This is a genomic window from Pseudomonas sp. B21-036 (assembly GCF_024748925.1).
GTDB lineage: Bacteria > Pseudomonadota > Gammaproteobacteria > Pseudomonadales > Pseudomonadaceae > Aquipseudomonas > Aquipseudomonas palmensis.
This window is the reverse complement of the sequence record NZ_CP087178.1, coordinates 2658454-2682520: the sequence shown is the minus strand read 5'-3', so window position 1 is coordinate 2682520 and position 24067 is coordinate 2658454. Positions and strand designations below refer to the sequence as shown.

Sequence of the window (24067 nt, the reverse complement as noted above, 5' to 3'; positions counted from 1 at the left end):
GGGGCATGGCCCCGGTCTCCGGACAGCGGCTACATCTCAGTCGCCAAGCGAGGCGACAATTTAGCAACTTTTGCCCGGGCAAGTGACAGGAAATGGCGATTGCCCCGGCGTGCGTTGCGCACGCCGGGGCAATCGTCGACAGGCTCAGTTGGCGCTCAGGCCGCGCTCCAGGTCCTTGTCCAGTTCATCGATGCGCGACAGCTCCGCCGCGATGTCCTGGGTGCGGCACAGCCACCCGTAGACCAGCGCCGACACCACCAGGCCCACCAGCATGCTGATGTCGGCGCCATCGAGAAGCGTGGTCACGTAGCCGGTATACAGCCCGGTGCTGGAGAACGGCAGCATGGCCACGAAGCCTGCCACGTAGGCGCCGATGCCGCGCCAGTTCCAGCGCCCGTAGATCCCGTTGGGCTTGAAGATCTCGGTAATCGAGAACTTGCCGTGGCGTACCTTGTAGAAGTCCACCAGGTTGATCGCCGTCCACGGGGTGAACAGGTACAGCAGGATGGCCAGGAAGTCGCCGAAGTCCTTCACGAAGTTGTCCGAGGCGGTCATCGCGATGGCGATCGCGGTCCCGCCCACCAGCAACATCGAGACGATGCGCTTGAACAAGGTGGAGGTCTGGGTCTTCACCGTGTCGGCGATACTCAGCAAGGTGATCGAGGCGCCGTAGAAGTTCTGCGCCGCGCTGGTCACCAGGCTCAGCACCGCCAGGATCAGCAGGCATTCACCGAAGCCGCCGAACAGTGTGTTGCCCAGCATCACCAGGCCCTTGGCCAGGTTCTGCCCCGGGCTCAGTGCCGCGGCCAGGGCGCCGATCAGCATCATCCACACCCCGCCGATCATCGCGCCCATGTAGGTCCACCAGAACGACGAGCGCACGCTGACATTGGCCGGCAGGTAGCGCGAGTAGTCCGACACGTAGATCGCCCAGCTCAGCTGATACGCGGCGGCCACGAAGAACTGCGCCAGGAACGGCGTTGCCTTGAAGTCCGAGACGCTCAGCTGATCGGCTGGCAGCTTGACGAAGAAGAACAGCCCCACGGTGAACACCAGCATCACCGCGATCAGCACGAACGCCAGCAGCCGCTGCACCTTGTGGAAGGTGTTGTAGCCGGCAATCGCCATGACGATCGCCAGCAGCGAGAAGGCGATGGCCGAGCCGTTTTCGGGAACGTCGAACAGTTCGTGCAGCGTCTGGCCCACCAGCAACTGGTTGAAGGCGTTGTAGCCCACGTAGGTGGCGATGGCCACCACATACACCAGCAACGCGCCCAGGTAGCCGAACTGCGGGCGCGACTGGATCAGTTGCGGCAGGCCCATCTGCGGGCCCTGGGTGGAATGGCCGGCCATGAACAGCGTGCCGAAGGCGCAGCCCAGGAAGATCGCCACCGCCGACCAGAACAGGTTGGCGCCCATGCCGACCCCGATGATGCCCACCGCCAGGGTGGTCAGGTGCGCTTCCCCGCAGAACCAGATGGGCCACAGGTGCCACGCCTTGCCGTGGCGCTCTGCGAGCGGGACGTAATCGATGGAGCGTGTTTCAAGGTTCAGGCGTCCCTTGGACGCCGAGTGGGAGGCAGACATGGCAGTTGCACCTTTTTTTATTGGTCTGGTTGCACGGCTAAGCGGAAAACAGCGGGTTCATCAATCGCGGGCGTGGTTGATCGCCTGGGTCAACAGCGCCTCCAGTTGTGCCTGGGTGCTGTCGCGCGGGTTGGTCAGCCGCGCCGGGTCGCCCATGGCCTTGCGTGCCACGGCGCCGACATCGGCCTGGCGGACCCCGAGCTCGGCCAGCGACCTGGGAATCTCCAGGCGGTCGAGCAAGGCGCACACGGCGTTGTAGAAGGTCTCGAACTCGGCGTCCGGCAAGCCCAGGGCCTGCGCCACCGGCATCAGGCGCGGGGTGATCTGCGCCTGGTTGTAGCGCAGCACCACCGGCAGGATGACCGCGTTGGTCAACCCATGGTGGGTGTTGTAGGTGGCGCCCACCATATGGCTCAGTGCGTGCACCAGCCCCAGGCCCTTGAGAAACGCCACGCCGGCCAGGCACGAGCCGATCAGCATGTTGCCCCGCGCCTCCAGGTCGTGACCGCGTTCGACGGCGGTGTCGATCGAGCCCCACAGCAGCGTCAATGCCTGCAACGCGGCGCCATCGCTGAGCGGGTTGAAGCTGGGCACGAAGTAGGCTTCCAGGGCATGGATGATCGCATCGCACCCGGTCCATGCGGTCAGGTTGGCCGGCAGGCTCTGGGTCAGCTCCGGGTCCAGGATCACCGCCGCCGGGCGCGCCCGTGGGTGCCACACGCAGCCCTTGATGCCGCGCCCGGTGTCGGTGAGCATCGCGGTGCTCTCGGTTTCGGCGCCGGTGCCGGCGGTGGTGGGAATCGCGATCACCGGCGCAAAGTCCGCCGCACTGAAACCTGCCGGCACCGGCTTGTCGAAGTCGAAGGCCCACAGCTCGCTGCGCTGCTGACGGGCGACCAGGGCCACCGCCTTGCCGCCGTCCAGGCCACTGCCGCCCCCCAGCGCGATGATGCCGTCGGCGCCCCAGGCCCGATAGGCTGCGGCACCGGCCAGTACCGACTGGTCGGTGGGGTTGGGCTCGATGCCGCCGTACAGGCCGCAGGCAAGCCCCGCCTCGGTCAGGCTGCGCTGCAGTTCATCCACGAAGGGCAGGCGCAGCGAGCCCTGATCGGTGATGATGATCGGTCGGCTGATGTTGAAGTCCCGGCACAGCCTGGCCAGGTGATGACGCGCACCCGGGCCGTACTCGATGGGCAGTGGCACGGTCCATTGTTGCGGGTTCAAGGCTGAAAGCGTGTTTTGCATGGGGTTGACCTCAACGGCAGCGCAGGATGGTGGATTTCAATTCGGTGTACTTGCCCAGCGCATGGGCCGAATTGTCCCGGCCATTGCCGGACTCCTTGAACCCGCCAAACGGGAAGTTCATGTCCACCAGTTCGTCATAGCAGTTGACCCACACCGTGCCGGCCCTGAGCTGGCGGGTGGCGCGGTGAATGGCCCCAAGGTCGGATGACCACACCGCCGCCGCCAGGCCGAACTCGGTCTGGTTGGCGATGGCGATGGCCTCATCGAGGGTGTCGAAGGGAATCACCACCAGCACCGGGCCGAAGATTTCCTCGTTGGCGATACGCGCGGTTGCGTCCGGGGCAAGGAAGATCGTCGGCTCCAGGTAGGCGCCTGCCCCCACCGGCGAGAGCGCCTGGCCGCCCTTGAGCAACTGCGCCTCGTGCCGGCCTGTTTCGATGTAGCGCTGGACGCGCTCGAACTGCACCGCGTCGATGATCGCACCCGTGACGCTGGCCGGGTCCAGGGGGTGCCCCGGGTAATAGCTGTCGGTGGCCACGAGCAGTTCGCGCAGCAGCGGCTCGATCACCGAGCGCTGCACCAGCAGACGCGACCCGGCGCTGCACACCTGGCCCATGTTGGCGAAGATCGCCGCTGCTGCCGACTGCGCGGCCTGGGTGATATCCGCGCAATCGGCCATGACGATATTGGCCGACTTGCCGCCCAGCTCCAGCCATACACGCTTGAGATTGGAGGCGGCGGCGTTCTGCGCGATCTGCCGCCCCACCGCGCCGGAGCCGGTGAAGGCGATACAGTCGACGTCGCCATGCAGGCTCAGCTCGCGCCCTACCGCGCCATCACCGGGGAGCACGTTGAACACCCCAGCCGGAACACCCGCTTCCATCGCCAGGGCGGCGATGCGCAAGGCGCTCAACGGGGTTTTCTCCGACGGCTTGAGCAGCACGCTGTTGCCGGCTGCCAGGGCCGGGGCGAACTTCCAGGCGGCCATCAGCAGCGGGTAGTTCCAGGGCACCACCGCCGCCACCACGCCCAGCGGCTGCTGGGTCACGGTGCCGAAGAACTGCGGGTCGGTGGCCGGCACCTCACCGTGCACCTTGTCGATCAGTTCGGCAAACCAGCGCAGGCAGTAGATCGTGCCCGGCAGGTCGGCACCAATGGTATCGGCAATCGGCTTGCCGCTGTCCAGGGTCTCCAGCAGCGCCAGCTCGTCGGTATGCGCCTCGAGCAGTGCGGCCCACCTCAGCAGCACCGCCTTGCGCTCGCGGGCCGCCAGCTCGCTCCACACGCCGGCCTCGAAGCTGCGCCGCGCAGCAGCCACGGCCAGGTCCACATCGGCCTTCGCGCACTGGGCCACCGCCGCGAGCACGGCGTCGTCAACCGGGCTGCGGGTGCAGAAGGTCGCCCCGTCTTGCGCGTCCACATAGCGCCCGTCGATGAATGCCCTGCCCTCCAGCGGCAACGTTGCTGCCTTGTCGAGCCAATAGGCCCTGTCTTTGAGTCGTGTCACTGCAATACCCCGTCTTGTTCTTGTCAGGCTGGGGCAATCCTAGGCGATACTGAAAATATCTTCAATAACGATCAAGACCGTTACTGAATTTATTTTCAATAAAAATGCCCGCATGAGCGGGCATTGTTCCAGGCGATGCATGGGCAGCAGCGTGCAGTCAGTCCGTCCAGGTCAGCGAGGGCGCCCCCCGCCGGCGCATCACCCAGGCAATCAGCAGGCCGCCGAGCATCCAGGCGGCGCCCAGCACCTTGGCGTGCACGTTGGTGCTCCACAGCGCATAGCTCAACAGCAGCACGCCCAGCACCGGGGACACCCCATGGCTGAACAGCTGCGCCTGGCCGATCTTCCTGAAGTAGATCATCACCGACACGTGCAACAGGATGTAGGCGGTCAGCGCGCCGAACGTGACCAGGGTCACCATCACATCCAGGTAGCCGGCCCCGGCGAACGCCACCACGAACGAAACCAGCGCAACCGTGACGATGGCGTTGGCAGGCACGTTGGTGCGGGCACTGATGCGGCTCAGGTACGCGGGCAGGCGCTTGTCCCGCGACATGCTGAACAGCACCCGCGCCGTGGTCGCCTGGGACACCAGGGTGTTGGCCATCAGCGCGATGATGCCGCTGGTCAGGGTGATCACCGGCAGAAACCAGGCCCCGACGATCTCGGCACTGAGGGTATAGAACGCGGTGTCGGCAGCGGCGCCCTGGTACACCGTGCCCAGCGGCACGAACACTGCCGCCAGGTACACCTGCCCCACGAACAGCACCGTGACCAGCACCAGCAGCATCATCGTGGCCCTGGAGACCGTCTCCCCGCCCCCCTTGGCCTCTTCGTTCAGGGTCGACACCGCGTCGAATCCGATGTAGCTGAGGGCTGCAATCGGTACGGCGGCGAACACCATGGCCATGGAGAAGTCGGAGCGGTTGTAGAATGGCGCGATGAAGTGCTCCAGGGTCGGCTTGAGTTCGATGATGCGAGAGGTGGCGAAGGCGGCGAACAGAAACAGCACCACCAGCTGGATCAGCAGCAGCACCTTGCTCAACCTGGCATTCATCTCGATGCCCATCAGGTTGACCGCCGTGGGCACCGCAACGAAGGTGACCAGCCACACCGTGGTCGGCACCTGCGGGAACTGCGCCGACAGCGCCGCCGCCCCCAGCACCGCCAGCAGTGCCGGCAGCAGCAGGTAATCGAGCAGAATCGCCCAGCCGGCCACGAAGCCCAGGCTGCTGTTGGTGCCGTGGGTGACATAGGAATAGACCGAGCCGGCCAGGGGGATCTTCCTGGCCATCTGGCTGTAGCTGATGGCGCTGAAGATCATCGCGACGGCGGCCACCAGGTACACCAGCGCCACCATGCCGGCGGAGGTGTTGTAGATAAGCCCGAACACGCTGACCGGGGCGATGGGCACGAAATACAGCAGACCGTAGGCGAGCACATCGGAAAAGCTCAGTACCCGTTTGAGCCCTGCCTGCTCCGGGTCTTGTGTACTGGGGGTATCTGACGCATTGGCAATCGACATGGGCAATCTCCGAAGCAATAGATCGTCGAGGCGCAACCCCCTGCTTCGCCAGGGGCCTGGGTCGACTTGTTTTTTATAGTTTTATCCATGACTTCAAGGGTCGGTACAGCGCTCGCGGGGCTGCGTGCGCTGTACCGGGGCTGCTTCCTGCAAGGGGCAAGTATCAAAGTGGGCCACCAGGCGAACAAGCGACCATTGCGCATGCAATCAGTCGTCGGCGGAATGATCCCCAGCGGTGCCGCCCTGGCTGTGCATCGACCCGACGGCATTCAGGTGCGCGGGGTCGCCTTGGCAATGAAGGCGCGCAGGTGCCTGAAGAAGGGTTCGGGGTTTTCGATATGCGGCATGTGGGAGGCCTCGGGTATGCAGCAGAACTCGGCGCCCCTGACCATCGCCGCGAAGGCCCGGCCCGATTCGGGGGTGCCTTCGTCGTGGGCCCCGCACATGAACAGCGTGGGCACCTCGATCGACGCCAGCTTCGGGGTCAGGTCCAGGTCCGCCAGTGTGCCGGTGCCGAAGAACTCGGTGGGGCCCCACATGTAGCCGTACAGTTCGGTCGCGCAATTGTCCATCGTGTCGACCACGATCTGCGGCCAGGGCTGCACGCGGCACAGGTGACGCACATAGAACGCGTTGACCGCCTCGAGGTACTCGGGGTTGGTGAAGTCGCGCTGCGCCTCGCACCGGCGCATCACCGCCTGCAGGTGGTCGGGCAACTGCGCCTTCAATCGCTCGCAGTCCGCCATCCAGCGCTTGGCATCGACCAACGGCCCCGACAGCGCCAGCGAGCACAGCCCGGCCGGCTGCCGGGCCGCATAGTTGATGGCGATGCTGCAGCCCCACGAGCTGGCAAACAGATGCACCTGGCCCAGGCCCAGGTGCTCGCGAACGGCATCTATCTCGTCGGTAAAACGCTCCAGCGTCCAGTTGCGTGTGTCGCCCACCCGCTGCGAGCGTCCGCAATCGAGCTGGTCGTACAGCACCACGCTGCGGTCAGGCACCAGTTCGAGCAGCGGCAGCAGGTAGTCATGGGAGTTGCCGGGGCCGCCATGCAGCACGATCAGCGGCACGGCACCGCTGTTGGCCGAGCGGTTGAGCCGGTACCAGACCTTCCCACCCGGCACATCGATATGGCCGCTTTCATCTGGCACAGCAGCGTAGTCACTCACGAGCACCTCCAACCTTGTGATTGTTATTCTGTTGGCGCACGCCCCCGAACCCGCAAGCCCGGTACTGACGCGGGAACAGGCGGTCGTCGCCCTGCTCGAGTCTTAGGGCACGAAGGGGCTGGCACAAGCGAAAAAAAATGGGCTGGTCCTGAATTATTTTCCTGACCTGCCGTGGCGCTGCGGCACGCTCAGGGCGGCGGCGCGAACAGCACGGGCCGCGCTGCATCGGCGCCCAGTACACAGGCCACGTCATGCGCGCAACCTGGCACGATGACCATGCGCCTGGGCGTGCGCGGCTTGAGCACGGCCTGTTCATAGGCGGCATACGCCAGCCCTCGCTGCAATCGGAAAGGCCCCTGCAACATGGCCGCGCAGGATTTGTCGAGAATCGGATAGAACGTGCCCTTGTCGGCACTGCTGTCGAGGGCACCTTCCAGGTAATCGACCTGGGCCGCCGCATAGTGTGCGCGGGCCTGTGCGCCGGTACGCGGCAGATAGCCAGGCAGCGACTGGGTGCCGTACTTCCAGTGGTCATAGGCACAGGCCGGAGACGTCGCCGGCACGTCGAAGCGCCAGGTGCAGCCCCCCGTACCACAGGCCTCCCACGGCACCGTTCGCTCGCCCCGCAGGGGCACGGGGCGAACCGGGTCGAAGTACAGCCAGCTGCCCGGGTCGGCGATCACATAGCGCAGCGCCACACCCGCCGGCGGGTCGGCGGCAAAACCGATGCTGTGCTGGAGCATCTGCGCACCGGCCGAAAACCCCACCAGGGTCACACTGCGCAGGCTCGGCCACTGCCGGGCCAGTTCGCCCAGCAAGGCGTCCAGTGCCGCAAAGGCGCCAAGCGGATGGGCGCCCAGCGAGGGAGCCCCCGCCAGCCAGCCGGCACAGCTCCACAGCGCGTCGCCCGGTTGAGCGCCGGGCGTGTCCGGCATGCTGCAACGCCCGGCCTGCGCCGGCGCCACCTGATACAGCGGCGCCACCACCAGGGTACGCGGCAACCGGCCCGCAGCACGTGCCGCCTGCAAGCCGGCCTCGAAGCTGCGCCCGACATCGCGCGGATGCCCGTGCAGTATCAGCAGTGCCGTCTGCGGGCCGTGGGGGTCGCCGGGCCTTGGCACGCGCGATGCGTAGTAATGCATCTGGCCTGCACCTGCCGGCAACGCGAAGCTGTGCAGGCACTGCGGGCCGGCCTGGCGCCCGCAGTGGCCGTGCTCGGCGGCGAGCGCGCCACTGGCCATCAGCCACAGCACTGTCAACCACATAACGCTGCGCCATAGGCGCCTTGGCGTGTGCATCGTCGCCTCCATCAGGCTTGGTCTGTCACTCCGGCGAGGTCAGTTCCCCGTACGCCACCACCCGGTTCCGGCCGCCCTGCTTGGCCTGGTACATGGCCTGGTCGGCCTGTCGCAGCAGGTGCTGGTAGTCGGGGTGGCCGTTGTAGGTGGCCATGCCGATGCTCACGGTGACCTGGTGCCTGCGGCCTTCGGTCAGTTGCAGCTTTTCCGCTTCGACCTTGCGCCGCAACTTCTGCGCCACCTTCATGGCGTTGGCGCTGTCGATGTCCACCAGGATCATCAGGAACTCCTCGCCCCCCATGCGGAACACGTAGTCCCCCGCGCGGCTGTGGCTGCTGAGGATCTCGGCGATCTGCTGCAGAATCGCGTCGCCGGCTTCGTGACCGAAGTTGTCGTTGATCGACTTGAAGTTGTCGATATCCACCGAGAACACCGAAAACGTCTGCCCGGTCTTCTGCGCGATGGCGATCTCGTTGCCGATCACCACCGGCAGGAACTTGCGGTTGAGCATGCGTGTGAGCACGTCGCGGCCGCTTTCCAGCTCGTTGGCGGTGTTGAACAGGTTGTCGAGGTTGAACATCAGGCTCTTGGTCTGGTCGCGAATGTCGCGCAGCAGGCGCATGCGCGTCTCCTGCTCGTGCATCGAGGCAAGAAACATGGGCAGCAACACGTCATCCATGTGACGGATGATCTTCAGGATCTGATCGCTTTCGCTGGTGTTCTGGAAGGCGTAGGCGCCCTTGTGACGGAACCACAGGCCGAAATCAGAGGCCGCGAGCCTGGGCAGGTTCACGCCGTTGGAGCCCATGGCCAGGTCGAACATCAGGCTGTTTTCCCAGTCCAGCAAGGCGCCGCGCTGACGCTCGCGCTCGGTGCTGATGTTCTGCAGCACCGAGAACAGCCGGTAGCCTTCCTCGTTGCGCGAGTTGCGGTCATGGGACCGCGAATAGGCGTGGCTCATGATTTCCATGGCCAGGTCCATGGTTTCGCTGGCCAGGCGCAATGCCTGCGCCTCGCTGGCCCACTGCTGTTCGAGAATCAGCTGGAACAGCAACTTCTTCAGGTGCCGCGCACCACTGAGCACCAGGTGCAGCGGCACGTCGATGCGCGCATGCACTTCCCCCACCTGCTTCTGCAGGGCAACCAGCGGCATGCAGTCATCGGTGGGCGACACCGAATAGACCCGCACCAGCCAGGCCTGCATCGAACTGCCCAGGCGGCTCTTGACCTCGTCGTGGGACAGGATCAGCGAAGCATTGGGGTCGGCCAGCATGTGTTCATAGAACCGCGCGGCCAACATGACCTTGTTGCGCTCGACAAGGCCCTGCAACGATTGGGTCAGCGTGCATGGGTACTGGGAAACCATGCTGTGCCATTCTTTGGCTTGTACTTCCGGGGAAACGCTTGGCATGTGTGGCCTATTTTCAATTCAGCAAGAAGCCTGATGCCTACACGAATCACAAGAGGCTTCGGCACTGGACGAACCAACCGGGTTCGCCCGCCGGGTATTCTATTGCACGCTGCGCGGGAAGTCTTTGAACGCGAGCGCTGCATACCCGGCTCAATACTTGCGCGGCCCTGCCGATAGCCTGCGCAAGGCATTTTTTCAGAGGAAGCAAGCGTCGATGAACCATAAAGGCATGGCCTTGGCCAGCAAATACTGTCAGGGCCGCGGCCTGGAGATCGGTGCCGCCGCGCATAATGCGTTCTACCTGCCGGACTGCATCAACCTGGCCCCCTGCGATGGCGAGGCATTCCTGTACCCGCAGGACCTGGAAGACTACACGCACTACAAGCAGGAACAGGCCAACTACCACGTCGAGCCCGCCAGGGTCGACGCGCTGGGCGACTTCCTGGATATCCCCTTTGCCGACCAGACCTTCGACTACCTGATCACTTCCCACGTCATCGAGCATGTGCCCAACCTGCTGGCGGCCTACGTGGAGTCATCCCGGGTGGTGAAGGACGGTGGCGTGTTCTTCTGCATCTTCCCCAACCGCAACGCCGAGCCCACCGACCGCATCCGCGCGCTGACCACCCTGGAACAGATGATCGACGCCTACGAAAAGCGCGTCGACATGAGCACGATCGACGCGCACCTGTGGCGTGGCCATCACCTGGTGCTCTCCCTGCAGAGCATGCTGCGGGCCGTCAACCTGATCAACAACGTCGGGCTGGGGCACTGGCTGGTCGAAAGCGTCGAGCAGACCGACTCGAAGGTCGGCAACGGCCATACGGTTGTACTGCGCAAGCAGGTCGGCCTGGCGAACCTGATGATCAAGGATGGCGCCCAGTTGAATCACGAGATCGGCACGCGCCTGCGGGCCCAGGACCTGACCGGCGCCCTGCACCTGGTGAAGGTGGCGCTGTCGTTCGACTTCTTCAACGCCTATCACCTGTACCTGGCCTTTGCCCTCAGCTGCCAGCTGGACAACGCTCGCGAGGGGCTGGAGTTCCTGCGTCAGGCACTGATCATCGACCCGGAAAACGAAGAGTACCGCCAGCTGTTCGTGCAGTTCACCGGCGGCCCGTTCATCAACCCTGTGCCCTGACCCCGCCGAGCCGGCCGCACGCAGGCCGGTTCAGGCGTGCCAGCAACGGTACCAGCCATCCTGTTCGCTGATGCGCAGCTGCGTCTGGTACAGCTGCGACAGTGCCGCGCTGGTCAGCACCTCGGCCTTGGGCCCGTCGGCCACGATGCGCCCCTGGCTAAGCAGCACCACACGCTCGATCTCCGGGATGATCTCGTCGATATGGTGGGTGGTGATGATCATGGCGTGCTCCTCGGCGCAGAAGCTGCGCAGCAACCTCAGCATGCCCAGGCTCGCCCCCATGTCCAGGCCGTTGGCCGGCTCGTCGAGAATCAGCGCACTGGGCCGGTGAACCAGCGCGCGGGCCAGCAGCAGGCGGCGCTTCTGCCCGGTGGACAGGCGCTGGAACATGGTGCTTTCGTACCCGGCCATTTCCACCTCGGCCAGCAGCGCACGCGCCTGCGCCAGTTGCTCGTCATCGGGCTGCAGATGGCCATGGGCACCGATGGCGCCGAAAAAGCCCGACGCCACCACATCCAGCGCCTGGGTGTGCGGGGTGTAGTCTTCCTGCAGGTCCTGGGACACGAACCCCAGGCGACTGCGCAGTGCCCACAGGTTGACGGTGTCGCTGCCGAACAGCTTCAGGTGGCTGCCTTCGCGCTCCACCGGGTACAGCTCGCGGGTGATCAGCTTGAGCAGGGTGCTTTTGCCGGCCCCGTTGGGGCCCAGGATGGCGACCTTCTCGCCGGCACCGATGTGCAGGGAGAAACCGTCCAGCACACGGTTGTGCTGCTGGTAGGCGGTGACATTGTGGAAATCGATCATGGCTTGCTCGTCAGTGCGGCACGGAAAAGAACCCGGATCTTTCCACAGCACGCAGCCACTGGCTACAGGGCACGGCCAGGTGCCCATGAATGCCGGGCGCGACGTGTGTCTGGCGCCAGATTACCGACAGCCGCCCCGAGTCAAACAATCGTTTGAAAAAAATCGTCGAAATACCCATTTTCAGTGATGGCAATGCGTCACTACCTCGCCTAGCATCAACCCACCTCCCGAGGGCCGCTTCGCCGGACCCTCTGCCTGTTATCGCAACCATGGAAGGAACGCTCATGAAGAAGCGCAGATGGAAGCTGGAACGGCCACAAGCCGTGATCGATAACCGCCTTACCTAGCTAGTCAGCTCTGCCGTGATTGTCACTCACTTGCCTGCAAGTGGGTTTTTTTTGGTGCCTGAGAAACATGATGGAGGTTTGTTCATATGGAACCTTTCGTGGGTGAAATCCGCCTGTTCCCGTACAACTTCGTGCCCAAGGGTTGGCTGCCGTGCGACGGACGCCTGTTATCCACGCAAACCAACGCTGCACTGTTTTCCTTGCTCGGCACCCAGTTCGGCAGCTCCGGCAACAACCTGTTTGCCCTGCCTGACCTGCGCGGACGCACCGCGCTGGCCCGGAACAGCACCGGCACCCCTGACCCCGGCCTGAGCAATCATACCCAGGGCCAGTCAGCCGGCACCGAGAAAGAAACACTGCCCGCCGCCGCACTCGCCCAGCATACCCATGAGGTCTATGTATCCGATGCCCTGGGCAACAGCGGGCCGGCCGGTGCGTTCCCGGCCACCAGTGCCAACCTGGCAACCCCACCGGTCGCTTCGCGCAGCACCTACGTCAAGTTCGACAGTAGCAAGCAGCAAGCGCTCAACCCGGCAACGATTCAGCCCACGCCACCCCAACAGCCCCTGGACAACATGCAGCCTTCGCTGGTGCTGCAGTACTGCATCGCCAGTGTTGGCGTTTACCCACCGCGCCCGTGAACACGCTCCTTCACATCAAGGAATGAACCATGTCTGAAGCCTTTATCGGGGAAATCCGTCTGTTCGCAGGCAACTACGAGCCACAGGACTGGGCACTGTGCAATGGCCAGCTGTTGTCGATCCAGCAGAACCAGGTGTTGTTCACGCTGTTGGGCACCACCTATGGCGGTGATGGGGTCAACACCTTCGCCCTGCCCGACCTGCGCGGCCGGGTACCGGTAGGCGCCGGCGCAGGCCCCGGCCTCACGCAGCGCAACCTGGGCCAGGCAATGGGCAGTGCACAGACCACCATTGGCGTGCAACACATGCCCGCTCACTCGCATACCTTTTACGCCAGCACGCAGTTGGCCGATGCCGCCTCGCCGGTCGACACCCAGGCACCGGCCTCGCGCACGCTCGGGGTCTTCACCGCGCAAAGCTCGACCAAGGGGCTGTACAGCAACGGCGGCACCAACCCCAACGTCACACTGAACTCCGCGGCAGTGTCGGTGGCGCCAGGCGGCGGGCAACCACATGCCAACCTGATGGGCAGCATGGCGCTCAACTACATCATCGCGCTGGCCGGGATCTACCCGTCGCAGCAGTAAGCCCACCCCTCTCTGAATCAAGGAAAGAGCATTCCATGGACGCTTTCTATGGTGAAATCAGGCTTCTGCCCTACAGTTTCGTGCCGCAGAATTTTCTTCCCTGCGACGGGCGTTCGTTGTTGATCCAGCAGTACAGCGTGCTGTTTTCGGTGATCGGCAACCGATTCGGCGGCGATGGCAAGACCACGTTCATGCTGCCCAATCTCAATGGTCGTGTGGTGATGGGAGCCGGCCAGGGTACCGGGTTGCCAAACGCAGCCTTCGCCAGTACCGCTGGCGCCGACAAGGTAGCGCTCAATTCCTTGAACTACCCGCCACACAACCATGGGTTCACCGCGCGCGATGGTACCGAGCCGGACCAGAGGGTCGACATCCCGAGCACCACCACCTACCTGGCCCAGCCACGCAACATCAACCTGTACAACACTGTGGGCACCACGCAGACGCTGGCCGAAGGCAGCATGACTGACGCCGGCACTGGCAACGGCAACATCGAGCGCAACCTGATGCAACCCTACCTGGCGCTGGCGTACTGCATCTGCGTCGAAGGGGAGTACCCGATCCGCAATGACTAGCCTCGAGCGCCTGGCCCGCCTGCTGCCATCGTCGTTCGTTCCCGGCCTGCGCCTGCAGGCCGAGGCGGATGACGGGTTTCTGCGGGCGCTGTTCGTGACGCGCCGCTGGGAAGAGGTGCGTGCCGCACCAGGGTGGACCGACGCGCAGCGGGTCGCGTTTCTGCACGCCCAAGCCGAGCTGCAGCAACGCCACTACGCCCTGCACTATCGCTCGGCCGAATTCCTGTTGCTGGAGCACCAGGGGCAACCGATCGGCAGGTTGTGCCTGCAGGTGGACGCCAGCGAAGTGCGGGTGGTCGATATCGCCTTGCTGCCTGCCTGGCAGGGCAAGGGGCTGGGCAGCACCCTGCTGGCTGCGGTGCTCGCGCTGGCCGACGGCCAGCACACGCGCTGTGCCCTGAGTGTGGAGCCGTTCAACCCGGCGCGCCGGCTGTATGCGCGCCTGGGCTTCGAGGTAGTTGGCGAGCAGGGCTTGTACCTGCAGATGCAACGGCCACTGACGCAGACCTGTGCCGAGGGTGCCCCCATGGAACCCTGACCACGCCGCCGCCGTTACCTCAACGCTGCAAAACCCGCACTGCCAGTCACGGCATACGGGTTGTTCCGATGACTCTTGACCCGCGCCGCAAGCGAGTAATACCGCTACCTGGCAGGAAGCCCCATGAACAGATCCCTGATTGACCTTCGTCACCGCATGGCCCGCAGCATTGCATTGCTGGGCCTGATGCTCGTCTCGCTGCTGCTGTGCGGCCAGGCCAGTGCCGCCCCGACCCTTGACCCCGCCAGTGGCACCGCCCTGCGGGATGTGGCGGTCAACACATCGATGCAACCTGTCACTATCACCGCCACCGGCGGCGCCATGCCGATCTTCGAGTGGTACGAATGTGACCAGGATGACACCAGCATGCCGACCAACTGCCTGCCGCCCGGTCTGGTTCTGGAAACGTCGCCTGGAAGTGCGACCACCACCCTGCATGGCACCCCCACAGCCATCGGCAACTACGATTTCTGGATTTCGGCCCTTGACAGCAACGACGTCGTGGGCAAGGCCCGTTACACCCTCAAGGTCACAGGCGCAACACCGCCCCTGACCCTGACCGCCGTATCGCCCGGCAGCGGCCCCGCCATCGGCGGCACCTCTGTGACCCTGACCGGCACCAATTTTGTCGGCGTCACCGACGTGACATTCGCTGGTGTGCCCGCTACCAACATCATCGTCGTTTCCCCGACCTCGATAACCGCCACCGTCCCCGCCTACACGGCAGGCCCGGTCAACGTGACGGTCACAACGGCAAGCGGTACGAGCACGCTGACCAATGGTTTCACCTACCTCGCCGTACCGACCCTGACCATCGCTACGCCCAATTCCGGCGCCACCACCGGCGGCAATCAAGTGTTTATCTCAGGCACAGGCCTGACCGGCACCACCAGCCTCACCTTTGGCGGCACACCGGCAAGCAGCTTCACCGTCAACAGTTCGACATCGATCACCGCCATTGCGCCCGCGCATGCCGCCGGGCCCGTCAATGTCGTGGCCACCACGCCGGGGGGCAGTGCCACTTCGGTCAATGCCTATACCTACCTCGCCGTGCCGACCCTGAACACCGTCACCCCCAACTCAGGCCCCATCGGCGGTGGCACCAGCGTGACCCTCACGGGCACCGGCCTGACCGGCGCCAGCAGCGTCACCTTTGGCGGAGTATCGGCAACCGGCTGGACCATCAACAGCCCCACCCAGATCACCGCCACAATCCCGGCCGGCAACGCCGGCGTGGTCAACGTGAGTGTCACCACTGCCGCCGGCTCGGCGTCGTTGACCAATGCCTTCACCTACATTGCACCGCCGGTTGCCGGCCCGGTCAGCGCCTCTGTCGGCCACAACAGCAGCGCGAACCCTGTCACACTCAGCCTCTCGGGGGGCGTCGCCAGCAGCGTGGCCATCAGTACCTCAGCAAGCCACGGCACAGTAACGGCCAGCGGCACCAGCGTCACCTACACACCCACGGTCGGTTTTGCAGGCACGGACAGCTTCACCTATACCGCCACCAACAGTGCAGGCACCTCTGCCCCGGCGACCGTGACCGTTACCGTCGGTTCCCCGACCATCAGCATCGCCCCTGCATCACTGCCTGCGGGTACTGCCGGTATCGCCTACAGCACCACCTCGCTGGCTGCCAGCGGGGGTAACGCGCCCTACGCCTTTTCGCTTGCATCTGGAGCCTTGCCCAGCGGCCTGACCCTGGCATCCAACGGCACGCTCAGCGGCACGCCGACCAGCAGCGGCAACTTCAGCTTCACGGCCAAGGTCACCGACGCGTTCAGCTACACCGGCACGCGCAGCTATACACTGACCATCGTTGCCGGCAGCATGGCCATCACCCCGGCGACATTGCCGGCCCCCATTTACAGCAGCAGCTACAGCCAACAGCTCACCGTCAGTGGGGGTGTCGCGCCCTACACCTTCAGCATCAACGGTGGCAGCCTACCGACCGGAATCGCCCTTTCCAGTACCGGTACCCTGACCGGAAGCCCCTCCAAAGCCGGTACTTACACCTTCAGCGTCACGGCGGTCGACAGCTCCAGCAACCTCACCAGCGTCAGTCAGACCTATACCCTCACCATTGCCACGCCCTTCATAGACATCACGCCGATTACCTTGCCCGCAGCTACGGTGGGCACGGGGTACAGCACGTCGATCAGCGCCAGCGGTGGGGTTGCACCCTTCGAGTACGGTATCGCCTTCGGCGCGCTGCCTGCAGGAATGAGCCTTACCAGCACAGGCACCCTGAGTGGCACACCAACCACCGCCGGTACGTTCACTTTCGGGGTGCGGGCCAGTGATACCAACAGATTCACCGGAGTGCGTCCCTATTCCTTCGTGGTTGGCCAGCAAGCGCCGGTAGCAGCCAATATCAACCAAACCCTCGCAGCCAACAGCGGCGCCAGCACGATCAGCGCAAGCCTCAGCGGGGGGCCGACCACCAGCCTGGCCGTGGTGACACCCCCTGCACATGGCACCGTCAACATCACCGGGGCCACGGGTTTCACCTATACCCCGACCCCAGGCTATGCCGGCGTCGACAGCTTTACCTATACCGCCACCGGCCCGGGGGGGACTTCGGCGCCTGCAACCGTCAACCTCGCCATCACGCCACCCACCGTGGTTATCGGCACGACCACACTGGCCAACGCCACCCAGAACGTGCCCTACACGGCCAGTATCAGTGCCAGTGGCGGAACCGCGCCGTACAGCTACACCATCGTTTCGGGCGCCCTGCCGTCCGGCATGACCCTGGCCCCGACCGGCAGCCTGGCCGGTACGCCAACCGCACCCGGCACCAGCAGCTTTACCGTCAGGGTGACTGACAGCCAGAATTTCCAGGCAAGCCAGGCGCTGAGCCTGACAGTCATGGCGCAGGCGCCCGTGGTCGGCAACGTGTCGGCCAGTGTGGCCGCCAACAGCAGCAACAACCCGCTGACCCTGAGCCTGGGCAGTGCCCCGGTCACCAGCGTGGCCGTGGCCAGCAACCCACAGCACGGTACTGCGCAGGTCAGTGTCAGTGGCACCAGCATCACCTACACCCCGACTGCCGGTTACTCGGGCATTGACAGCTTCACCTACACCGCCACCGGCCCGGGCGGCACCTCGGCACCTGCCACGGTGAACGTTACCGTTACCCCGCCAACCCTGGTGCTAAGCCCAGCGTCAGGCTCGCTGCCGCCAGGCACCGTGGGCACCGCCTACAGCTTCGGCCTGGGTGCCAGCGGCGGGATGGCGCCGTACAGCTATGCCATCGGCGGCAGTCTGCCCAATGGGTTGACACTCAACACCTCGACCGGGGTGATCAGCGGCACGCCCACCGAGGCCGCCAACGCCACGCTGACCGTTACCGCCACCGATGCCAACGGTGCCACCGGCAGCCGTACGCTGAGCCTGACAGTCGTGGCACAGGCGCCCGTGGTCGGCAACGTGTCGGCCAGTGTGGCCGCCAACAGCCGCAACAACCCGCTGACCCTGAGCCTGGGCAGTGCCCCGGTCACAAGCGTGGCCGTGGCCAGCAACCCACAGCACGGTACTGCGCAGGTCAGTGGCACCCGCATCAGCTACACCCCGACTGCCGGTTACTCGGGCATTGACAGCTTCACCTACACCGCCACCGGCCCGGGCGGCACCTCGGCAGCCGCCACGGTGAGCCTCACCATCACCCCACCGACGCTGGTAATGAGCCCGGCCTCCGGCCCACTGCCGCCAGGCACCGTGGGCAGCGCCTACAGCTTCGGCCTGGGTGCCAGCGGCGGGATGGCGCCGTACAGCTACGCCATCGGCGCCGGCAGCCTGCCCAATGGCCTGCAGCTCGACCCGGCGACCGGGGTGATCAGCGGCACGCCGACCGAGGCCGCCAACGCCACGCTGACCGTTACCGCCACCGATGCCAACGGCGCCACCGGCAGCCGCAGCATTACCCTGGCGATCGCCGCCCAGGTGGTCACCGTGGTGTCATCCAGCGAGGCGCTCAGCCCCGGTGCTGTCGCCAGCGTCGACCTTACCCGTGGGGCCACCGGAGGGCCGTTCCTGCGCGCCCGCGTGCTGTCGTTGAGCCCAGCGTCAGCCGGGCATGCCAGCCTGACATCGGTGGCCCCTGCGCGAGCAGCGCGTGCCGCCCTGTCCGGTTTCAACCTGCGCTTCGTGCCTGCCGCTGCCTTTGCCGGCACAGCAGTGGTCACCTTCAGCCTGGAGAGCACCAGCGGTGCCAGCGCGACCGGCACCGTGACCTTCAGCGTGCAGGCACGTCCCGACCCCAGCAAGGACGCCGAAGTGATCGGCCTGCTAAACGCGCAATCGCGCGCAGCGGATCGTTTTGCCAGCACCCAGATGGACAACTTCAACCGGCGCCTGGAGCAACTGCACCGCCCTACCTGTGACCGCAACTCGTTCAACGCCAACGTTCAACATGGCCGCGACAACCTCGGCCTGGGCAGCCTGGGCAAGGCGCTGCGCGACGAGCTCGAAGGCAACGGCAAGGGCAATGACGACGAGGACGCGGACGACACCCGTCGCAAACAGCGCGACACCGCCCGCGCCACCTCCGGCGAGTGCGTCGAAGAGGCCGTGGCCTACTGGACCGATGGCTTCATCAACACCGGTTCCAACCGCGCACGCGGCGCCAAGGACAACAGCTTCGTCACCTACGGACTGAGCGCCGGCGTCGACTATCGCCTGTCGCCAAGGGCCGTGGTGGGCATCGGTTTTGGCTACGGCAACGACCGCGCCGACATCGGCGAGCAGGACACCCGCAGCGAGGCCGACGCCCTGGGCCTGGCGGCGTACCTGAGCGTCAACCCGCTGTCGGAGATCTACATCGATGCACTGCTGGGCTACAACCGCATCCGCTTCGACTCGCGCCGCTACGTCACTGCCGACCCGTCCAACGGCTATGCCCATGGCTCGCGCGACGCCGACCAGCTGTTCGCCTCGCTGACCGCCAGCTACGAGTACCGCGAAGGCGCCCTGTCGCTGGCGCCGTACACACGGCTGAACGCCAGCTTCACCAAGCTGGACGACTTCAGCGAACGGGGCGGCGGTATCTACGGGCTGTCGTACGAACAACAGCGCCAGCGGACCTTCACCTCGTTCCTGGGCGTGCGCAGCGGCTACGACATCCAGACCGGCGCCGGCGTGCTCATGCCGCGGGTCGGGCTGGCGTGGGGTCACAACTTCAGCCACAGCGACGACTACCGCATGCGCTACACCGACCAGACCAACGACGGCGTGCTGTATCGCCTGTCACCCGACCCGATGGACAGCAACTTCGTCGACCTGGACCTGGGCCTGGACTTCAGCCTCAGCCAGAGCTGGCGCCTGGGCTTCTCGTACAAGACCGCGCTGGCCACCGACGAGCGCAACGAGATGTTCCGCATCGGCCTGGACGGGCGCTTCTGACCCCTGCCCTGGCGCCCCTTTGCCGGCCTCACCGGCGAAGGGGGCTGGTCAATCTGCATGACGCCTGTCGGCAAAGGTGCCGACAGCGCGTTGCGCGGCTACAATGCGCGGCTACCGTGACCAGCCAGACTAAAAAGACATGTCCCTACCCAAGCATCACCTGGAATTGCTCAGCCCCGCCCGCGACGTGGCGATTGCCCGCGAGGCGATCCTGCATGGCGCCGATGCGGTGTACCTGGGTGGCCCGAGCTTCGGTGCCCGCCACAACGCCTGCAACGAGGTGAGCGATATCGCCGGGCTGGTGGAGTTTGCCCACCGCTACCACGCGCGGGTGTTCACCACCATCAACACCATCCTGCACGACAACGAGCTGGAGCCGGCGCGCAAGCTGATCCACCAGCTGTACGACGCCGGCGTCGATGCGCTGATCGTGCAGGACCTGGGGGTGATGGAGCTGGACATTCCGCCCATCGAGCTGCACGCCAGCACCCAGACCGACATCCGCACCCTGGCACGGGCCAAATTCCTCGACCAGGCCGGCTTCTCGCAGCTGGTGCTGGCCCGCGAGCTGAACCTGCAGGAAATCCGCGCCATCGCCGACGAAACCGACGCGGCCATCGAGTTCTTCATTCATGGCGCGCTGTGCGTGGCGTTCTCCGGGCAGTGCAACATCTCCCACGCCCAGACCGGACGCAGTGCCAACCGTGGCGACTGTTCCCAGGCCTGTCGCCTGCCCTACACCCTCAAGGACGAAAAAGGCGGCGTGATCGCCTACGAGAAGCACCTGCTGTCGATGAAGGACAACAACCAGAGCGCCAACATCCGCGCCCTGGTAGAGGCTGGCGTGCGTTCGTTCAAGATCGAGGGCCGCTACAAGGACATGGGCTACGTGAAGAACATCACCGCCTACTACCGCCAGCGCCTGGACGAAGTGCTCGAAGACCGCACCGACCTGGCCCGCGCCTCCAGCGGCCATACCGCGCACTTCTTCGTACCCGACCCGGACAAGACCTTCCATCGCGGCAGCACCGACTACTTCGTGAGCGAGCGCAAGATCGACATCGGCGCGTTCGATTCGCCCACCTTCACCGGCCTGCCGGTGGGTGTGGTGGAAAAGGTCGGCAAGCGCGACCTGCAGGTGGTCACCCATGCACCGCTGTCCAACGGCGACGGCCTCAACGTGCTGGTCAAGCGTGAGGTGGTCGGCTTTCGTGCCAACATCGCCGAGGCCAGGGGCGAGTTCGACGAAGACGGCGAAAAGCGCTACCGCTACCGCGTAGAGCCCAACGAGATGCCCAAGGGCCTGCACCAGCTGCGCCCCAACCATCCACTGAGCCGCAACCTGGACCACAACTGGCAGCAGGCGCTGCAGAAGACGTCGGCCGAACGCCGTATCGGCCTGGGCTGGGTCGCGCAGTTGCGTGAACACGGCCTTGAGCTGACCGCCACCAGCGAGGAAGGCATCAGCGCCAGTGCCACCCTGCCCGGCCCGTTCGGCCCGGCCAACAAGCCGGAGCAGGCGCTGGAGCAACTGCACGACCTGCTCGGCCAGCTGGGCACCACCCAGTACCACGCCACCGGCATTCGCCTGGATGCGCCGCAGGCGTACTTCATTCCCAACTCCCAGCTCAAGGCGCTGCGCCGCGACGTGATCGAGAGCCTCACCGCCGCCCGCGTTGCCGCGCACCCGCGCGGCAGCCGCAAGGCCGAGACGGTGCCGGCGCCGGTATACCCCGAGTCGCACCTGTCGTTCCTGGCCAACGTGTACAACCAGAAGGCCCGCGACTTCTACCACCGCCACGGGGTCAAGCTGATCGATGCGGCCTACGAGGCCCACGAAGAGCCCGGCGAAGTGCCGGTGATGATCACCAAGCACTGCCTGCGCTTCTCGTTCAACCTGTGCCCCAAACAGGCCAAGGGCGTCACCGGCGTGCGCACCAAGGTTGCGCCCATGCAGCTGATTCACGGTGACGAGGTACTGACCCTGAAGTTCGACTGCAAGCCGTGCGAGATGCACGTGATCGGCAAGATGAAGGGGCACATCCTCGACCTGCCGCAGCCGGGCAGCGTGAAGCACATCGTGGGCCATATCAGCCCCGAGGACCTGCTCAAGACCGTGCCGCGCGGCACGCACTGAGTGCCGCCCGGGCGGTCATGCGCCCTGCATGACCGCCCGCACCCGGCGGCGCAGGCCTATCCCCTGCCCGCCAGCCGGCCTTGCCTGGCCAGGGTCAGTTCCTCGATGCTGATCTCGCGCATGCGAAACTTCTGCACCTTGCCGGTGACCGTCATGGGGAACTCGTCCACCAGGCGAAAGTGCCGCGGCACCTTGAAGTGGGCGATCTGCGCCCTGGCCCATTCGCGCAGTTCGTCTTCGCTGGCACTGTGTCCAGGGTGGAACTTGACCCAGGCCACGATCTCCTCGCCATAACGGCTGCACGGAATGCCGATCACCTGTACGTCGGCGATGGCCGGGTGGGTGAAGAAGAACTCCTCCAGCTCCCGCGGGTAGATGTTCTCGCCCCCGCGAATGATCATGTCCTTGCTGCGCCCGACGATGCGCACATAGCCCTGCTCGTCCATCACCGCCAGGTCGCCGGTGTGCATCCAGCCCTCGTGGTCGATGCTCGCGGTGGTGGCCTCGGGGTTTTCCCAGTAGCCGAGCATGACACTGTAGCCACGGGTGCACAGCTCGCCGATCTGCCCGCGGGGTACCGTGAGCCCGTCGCTGTCCACCAGCTTGCTCTCCAGGCGCGGCTGGGTACGCCCCACGGAGGTGACGCGCAGCTCCAGGTCGTCCTCGGCGGCGGTCTGCAGCGACACCGGGCTGGTCTCGGTCATGCCATAGGCGATCTGCACCTCGCTCATGTGCATCTCGTCGATCACCCGGCGCATCACCTCGATCGGGCAGGTAGCGCCGGCCATGATCCCGGTGCGCAGGCTCGACAGGTCGAATTCATGCCGCTGCGGGTGGTCCAGTTCGGCGATGAACATGGTCGGCACACCGTAGAGCGCGGTGGCGCGCTCCTCGGCAACGGCGCGCAGGGTGCTCAGCGGGTCGAAGGCATCCCCGGGGTAGATCATGGTCGAGCCATGGGTCAGGCAGCCCAGGTTGCCCATGACCATGCCGAAGCAGTGGTACAGCGGCACCGGGATCACCAGCCGGTCGTGCTCGCTCAGGCCCAGGCTCTCGCCCACCATGTAGCCGTTGTTGAGGATGTTGTGGTGGCTGAGGGTTGCCCCCTTGGGGAAACCCGTGGTGCCGGAGGTGTACTGGATATTGATGGGGTCGTGCCAGTGCAGGCCGGCCTGGCGCTCGGCCAGGGCCTGCACGGTCACCGCCTCGGCCATGCCTTGCAGGCCCGCCCAGGGCAGAAAGCCTGGGGGTGGTTGCTCGGCCAGGCTCACCACACCGCGCAGGGCCGGCAGGCGCTGGCAGTTCAGGCTGCCGGGGGCGACGCTGGCCAGCTCCGGCACCAGGCCGAGGAGCATCGCGTGGTAGTCGCTGGTCTTGAACGCGTCGGCGCAGATCACCCAGTTGCAGCCGGACTGCTTGAGCGCGTATTCCAGCTCGCTGCTGCGATATGCGGGGTTGATGTTGACCAGGATCACGCCGATCTTGGCGCTGGCGAACTGGGTGATGCACCACTGCGCGCAGTTGGGCGCCCAGATGCCCAGGCGATCGCCGCGCTGCAGCCCCAGGGCCAGCAGGGCCCGGGCGTGGCGCTCAACCTCCTCGGCCAGTTGCTGCCAGCTGTAGCGCAGGCCCTGGTGGCGCACCACCAGCGCTTCACGCGCGGCGAACCTGGCCGCGGTGGCGTCGAACGCCGCTCCGATGGTCATGGCGAGCAGGTCCTTGTCCTGACGCCCCTGGGTATAGCTCGGTTGATTCATGGTTGCCCCTTGTGCTGGTAGCTGATGCGGCTCAGGGCGTCGTTGCCCTCAGGGGTATGGCAGGCCATGCACTTGGCATTGAGAATCGCCTTGCCATCTTCGGCCATGGCGGGGGGCAGAACAGCACAGGCCAGCATGGCCAGCGTGCCGGCAGGCAGGGAATGCCGGAGTCGTGTTGTCTTCAAGGTCGGACCTCCACGGTATTGTTTTTATAAATCGTCCGCGCCCGGCGAGGGGCTGTAGTGCACATCTGACTCACACCAAGCAGAGTGCATGCCAACAAAAACAAATCTTTGTTTAACAGTTAGTTATCAGACATTCCTGATAAACAAGATTGATTAAAGCGGTGCCCGGACGTGCAATTTCGCGATGACTGTCTAACTCTGAGACAGCTG

17 protein-coding genes are annotated in these 24067 nt (G+C 65.2%); 7 read left to right on the top strand and 10 right to left on the bottom strand.

Annotated features, from left to right (window positions below):
- Positions 1–144: 144 nt before the first annotated feature.
- From LOY33_RS11970 to LOY33_RS11940, 7 genes are all read right to left on the bottom strand, one after another.
- Positions 145–1587: a cytosine permease gene (locus tag LOY33_RS11970; protein WP_043861246.1), complete on the bottom strand. Its 1443-nt coding sequence runs from the start codon at positions 1585–1587 to the stop codon at positions 145–147.
- Positions 1588–1647: 60 nt separating this feature from the next.
- Positions 1648–2832 carry an iron-containing alcohol dehydrogenase gene (locus tag LOY33_RS11965; protein ID WP_054914492.1) on the bottom strand — a complete coding sequence of 395 codons (1185 nt, stop codon included), beginning with the start codon at positions 2830–2832 and terminating at the stop codon, positions 1648–1650.
- A gap of 10 nt (positions 2833–2842) precedes the next feature.
- Positions 2843–4339 carry an aldehyde dehydrogenase family protein gene (locus tag LOY33_RS11960; RefSeq protein WP_258662712.1) on the bottom strand — a complete coding sequence of 499 codons (1497 nt, stop codon included), beginning with the start codon at positions 4337–4339 and terminating at the stop codon, positions 2843–2845.
- 157 nt (positions 4340–4496) lie between these two features.
- Positions 4497–5864, bottom strand: a complete 1368-nt coding sequence (locus LOY33_RS11955; RefSeq protein ID WP_043861243.1) for an APC family permease — start codon at positions 5862–5864, stop codon at positions 4497–4499.
- A 269-nt stretch (positions 5865–6133) separates the two neighbouring features.
- Positions 6134–7033 carry a proline iminopeptidase-family hydrolase gene (locus tag LOY33_RS11950; RefSeq protein WP_258662710.1) on the bottom strand — a complete coding sequence of 300 codons (900 nt, stop codon included), beginning with the start codon at positions 7031–7033 and terminating at the stop codon, positions 6134–6136.
- 188 nt (positions 7034–7221) lie between these two features.
- Positions 7222–8298 (bottom strand): hypothetical protein, encoded by a 1077-nt coding sequence (locus tag LOY33_RS11945; RefSeq protein WP_253086659.1) that lies wholly within the window; start codon positions 8296–8298, stop codon positions 7222–7224.
- Positions 8299–8356: 58 nt separating this feature from the next.
- Positions 8357–9697 (bottom strand): diguanylate cyclase, encoded by a 1341-nt coding sequence (locus LOY33_RS11940; protein WP_173925049.1) that lies wholly within the window; start codon positions 9695–9697, stop codon positions 8357–8359.
- Positions 9698–9956: 259 nt separating this feature from the next.
- Between LOY33_RS11940 and LOY33_RS11935 the strand changes: the two genes are divergently transcribed.
- Positions 9957–10883 (top strand): bifunctional 2-polyprenyl-6-hydroxyphenol methylase/3-demethylubiquinol 3-O-methyltransferase UbiG, encoded by a 927-nt coding sequence (locus LOY33_RS11935; protein ID WP_258662707.1) that lies wholly within the window; start codon positions 9957–9959, stop codon positions 10881–10883.
- Between the two features lie 30 nt (positions 10884–10913).
- On the opposite strand, the gene LOY33_RS11930 is transcribed toward LOY33_RS11935, so the two are convergent.
- Positions 10914–11687 carry an ABC transporter ATP-binding protein gene (locus tag LOY33_RS11930; RefSeq protein ID WP_043861240.1) on the bottom strand — a complete coding sequence of 258 codons (774 nt, stop codon included), beginning with the start codon at positions 11685–11687 and terminating at the stop codon, positions 10914–10916.
- Positions 11688–12120: 433 nt separating this feature from the next.
- On the opposite strand from LOY33_RS11930, the gene LOY33_RS11925 reads away from it, so the two are divergent.
- From LOY33_RS11925 to LOY33_RS11900, 6 genes are all read left to right on the top strand, one after another.
- A complete protein-coding gene (locus LOY33_RS11925) occupies positions 12121–12675 on the top strand; it encodes a phage tail protein (protein WP_054914486.1) in 555 nt (184 codons plus the stop codon).
- A gap of 29 nt (positions 12676–12704) precedes the next feature.
- Positions 12705–13262, top strand: coding sequence for a phage tail protein (locus LOY33_RS11920; RefSeq protein WP_058540206.1), 558 nt, complete (start codon positions 12705–12707; stop codon positions 13260–13262).
- 35 nt (positions 13263–13297) lie between these two features.
- The gene (locus LOY33_RS11915; RefSeq protein WP_043861237.1) at positions 13298–13837 is read left to right on the top strand and encodes a phage tail protein; all 540 of its coding nucleotides are present in this window, start codon (positions 13298–13300) and stop codon (positions 13835–13837) included.
- Positions 13830–14375, top strand: coding sequence for a GNAT family N-acetyltransferase (locus LOY33_RS11910; protein WP_088515042.1), 546 nt, complete (start codon positions 13830–13832; stop codon positions 14373–14375). The genes LOY33_RS11915 and LOY33_RS11910 overlap by 8 nt, the downstream gene beginning before the upstream one ends.
- A gap of 123 nt (positions 14376–14498) precedes the next feature.
- A complete protein-coding gene (locus LOY33_RS11905) occupies positions 14499–19778 on the top strand; it encodes a putative Ig domain-containing protein (protein WP_258662704.1) in 5280 nt (1759 codons plus the stop codon).
- Between the two features lie 139 nt (positions 19779–19917).
- Complete coding sequence (locus LOY33_RS11900) at positions 19918–21915, top strand: U32 family peptidase (RefSeq protein WP_043861235.1); 1998 nt, start codon at positions 19918–19920, stop codon at positions 21913–21915.
- A 56-nt stretch (positions 21916–21971) separates the two neighbouring features.
- Here the strand turns inward: LOY33_RS11900 and LOY33_RS11895 are convergent, their stop codons facing one another.
- The gene (locus LOY33_RS11895) at positions 21972–23672 is read right to left on the bottom strand and encodes an AMP-binding protein (protein ID WP_258662702.1); all 1701 of its coding nucleotides are present in this window, start codon (positions 23670–23672) and stop codon (positions 21972–21974) included.
- On the bottom strand, positions 23669–23857 hold the full coding sequence (locus LOY33_RS11890; RefSeq protein WP_408980697.1) for a c-type cytochrome: 189 nt from the start codon (positions 23855–23857) through the stop codon (positions 23669–23671). The genes LOY33_RS11895 and LOY33_RS11890 overlap by 4 nt, the downstream gene beginning before the upstream one ends.
- Positions 23858–24067: the final 210 nt, after the last annotated feature.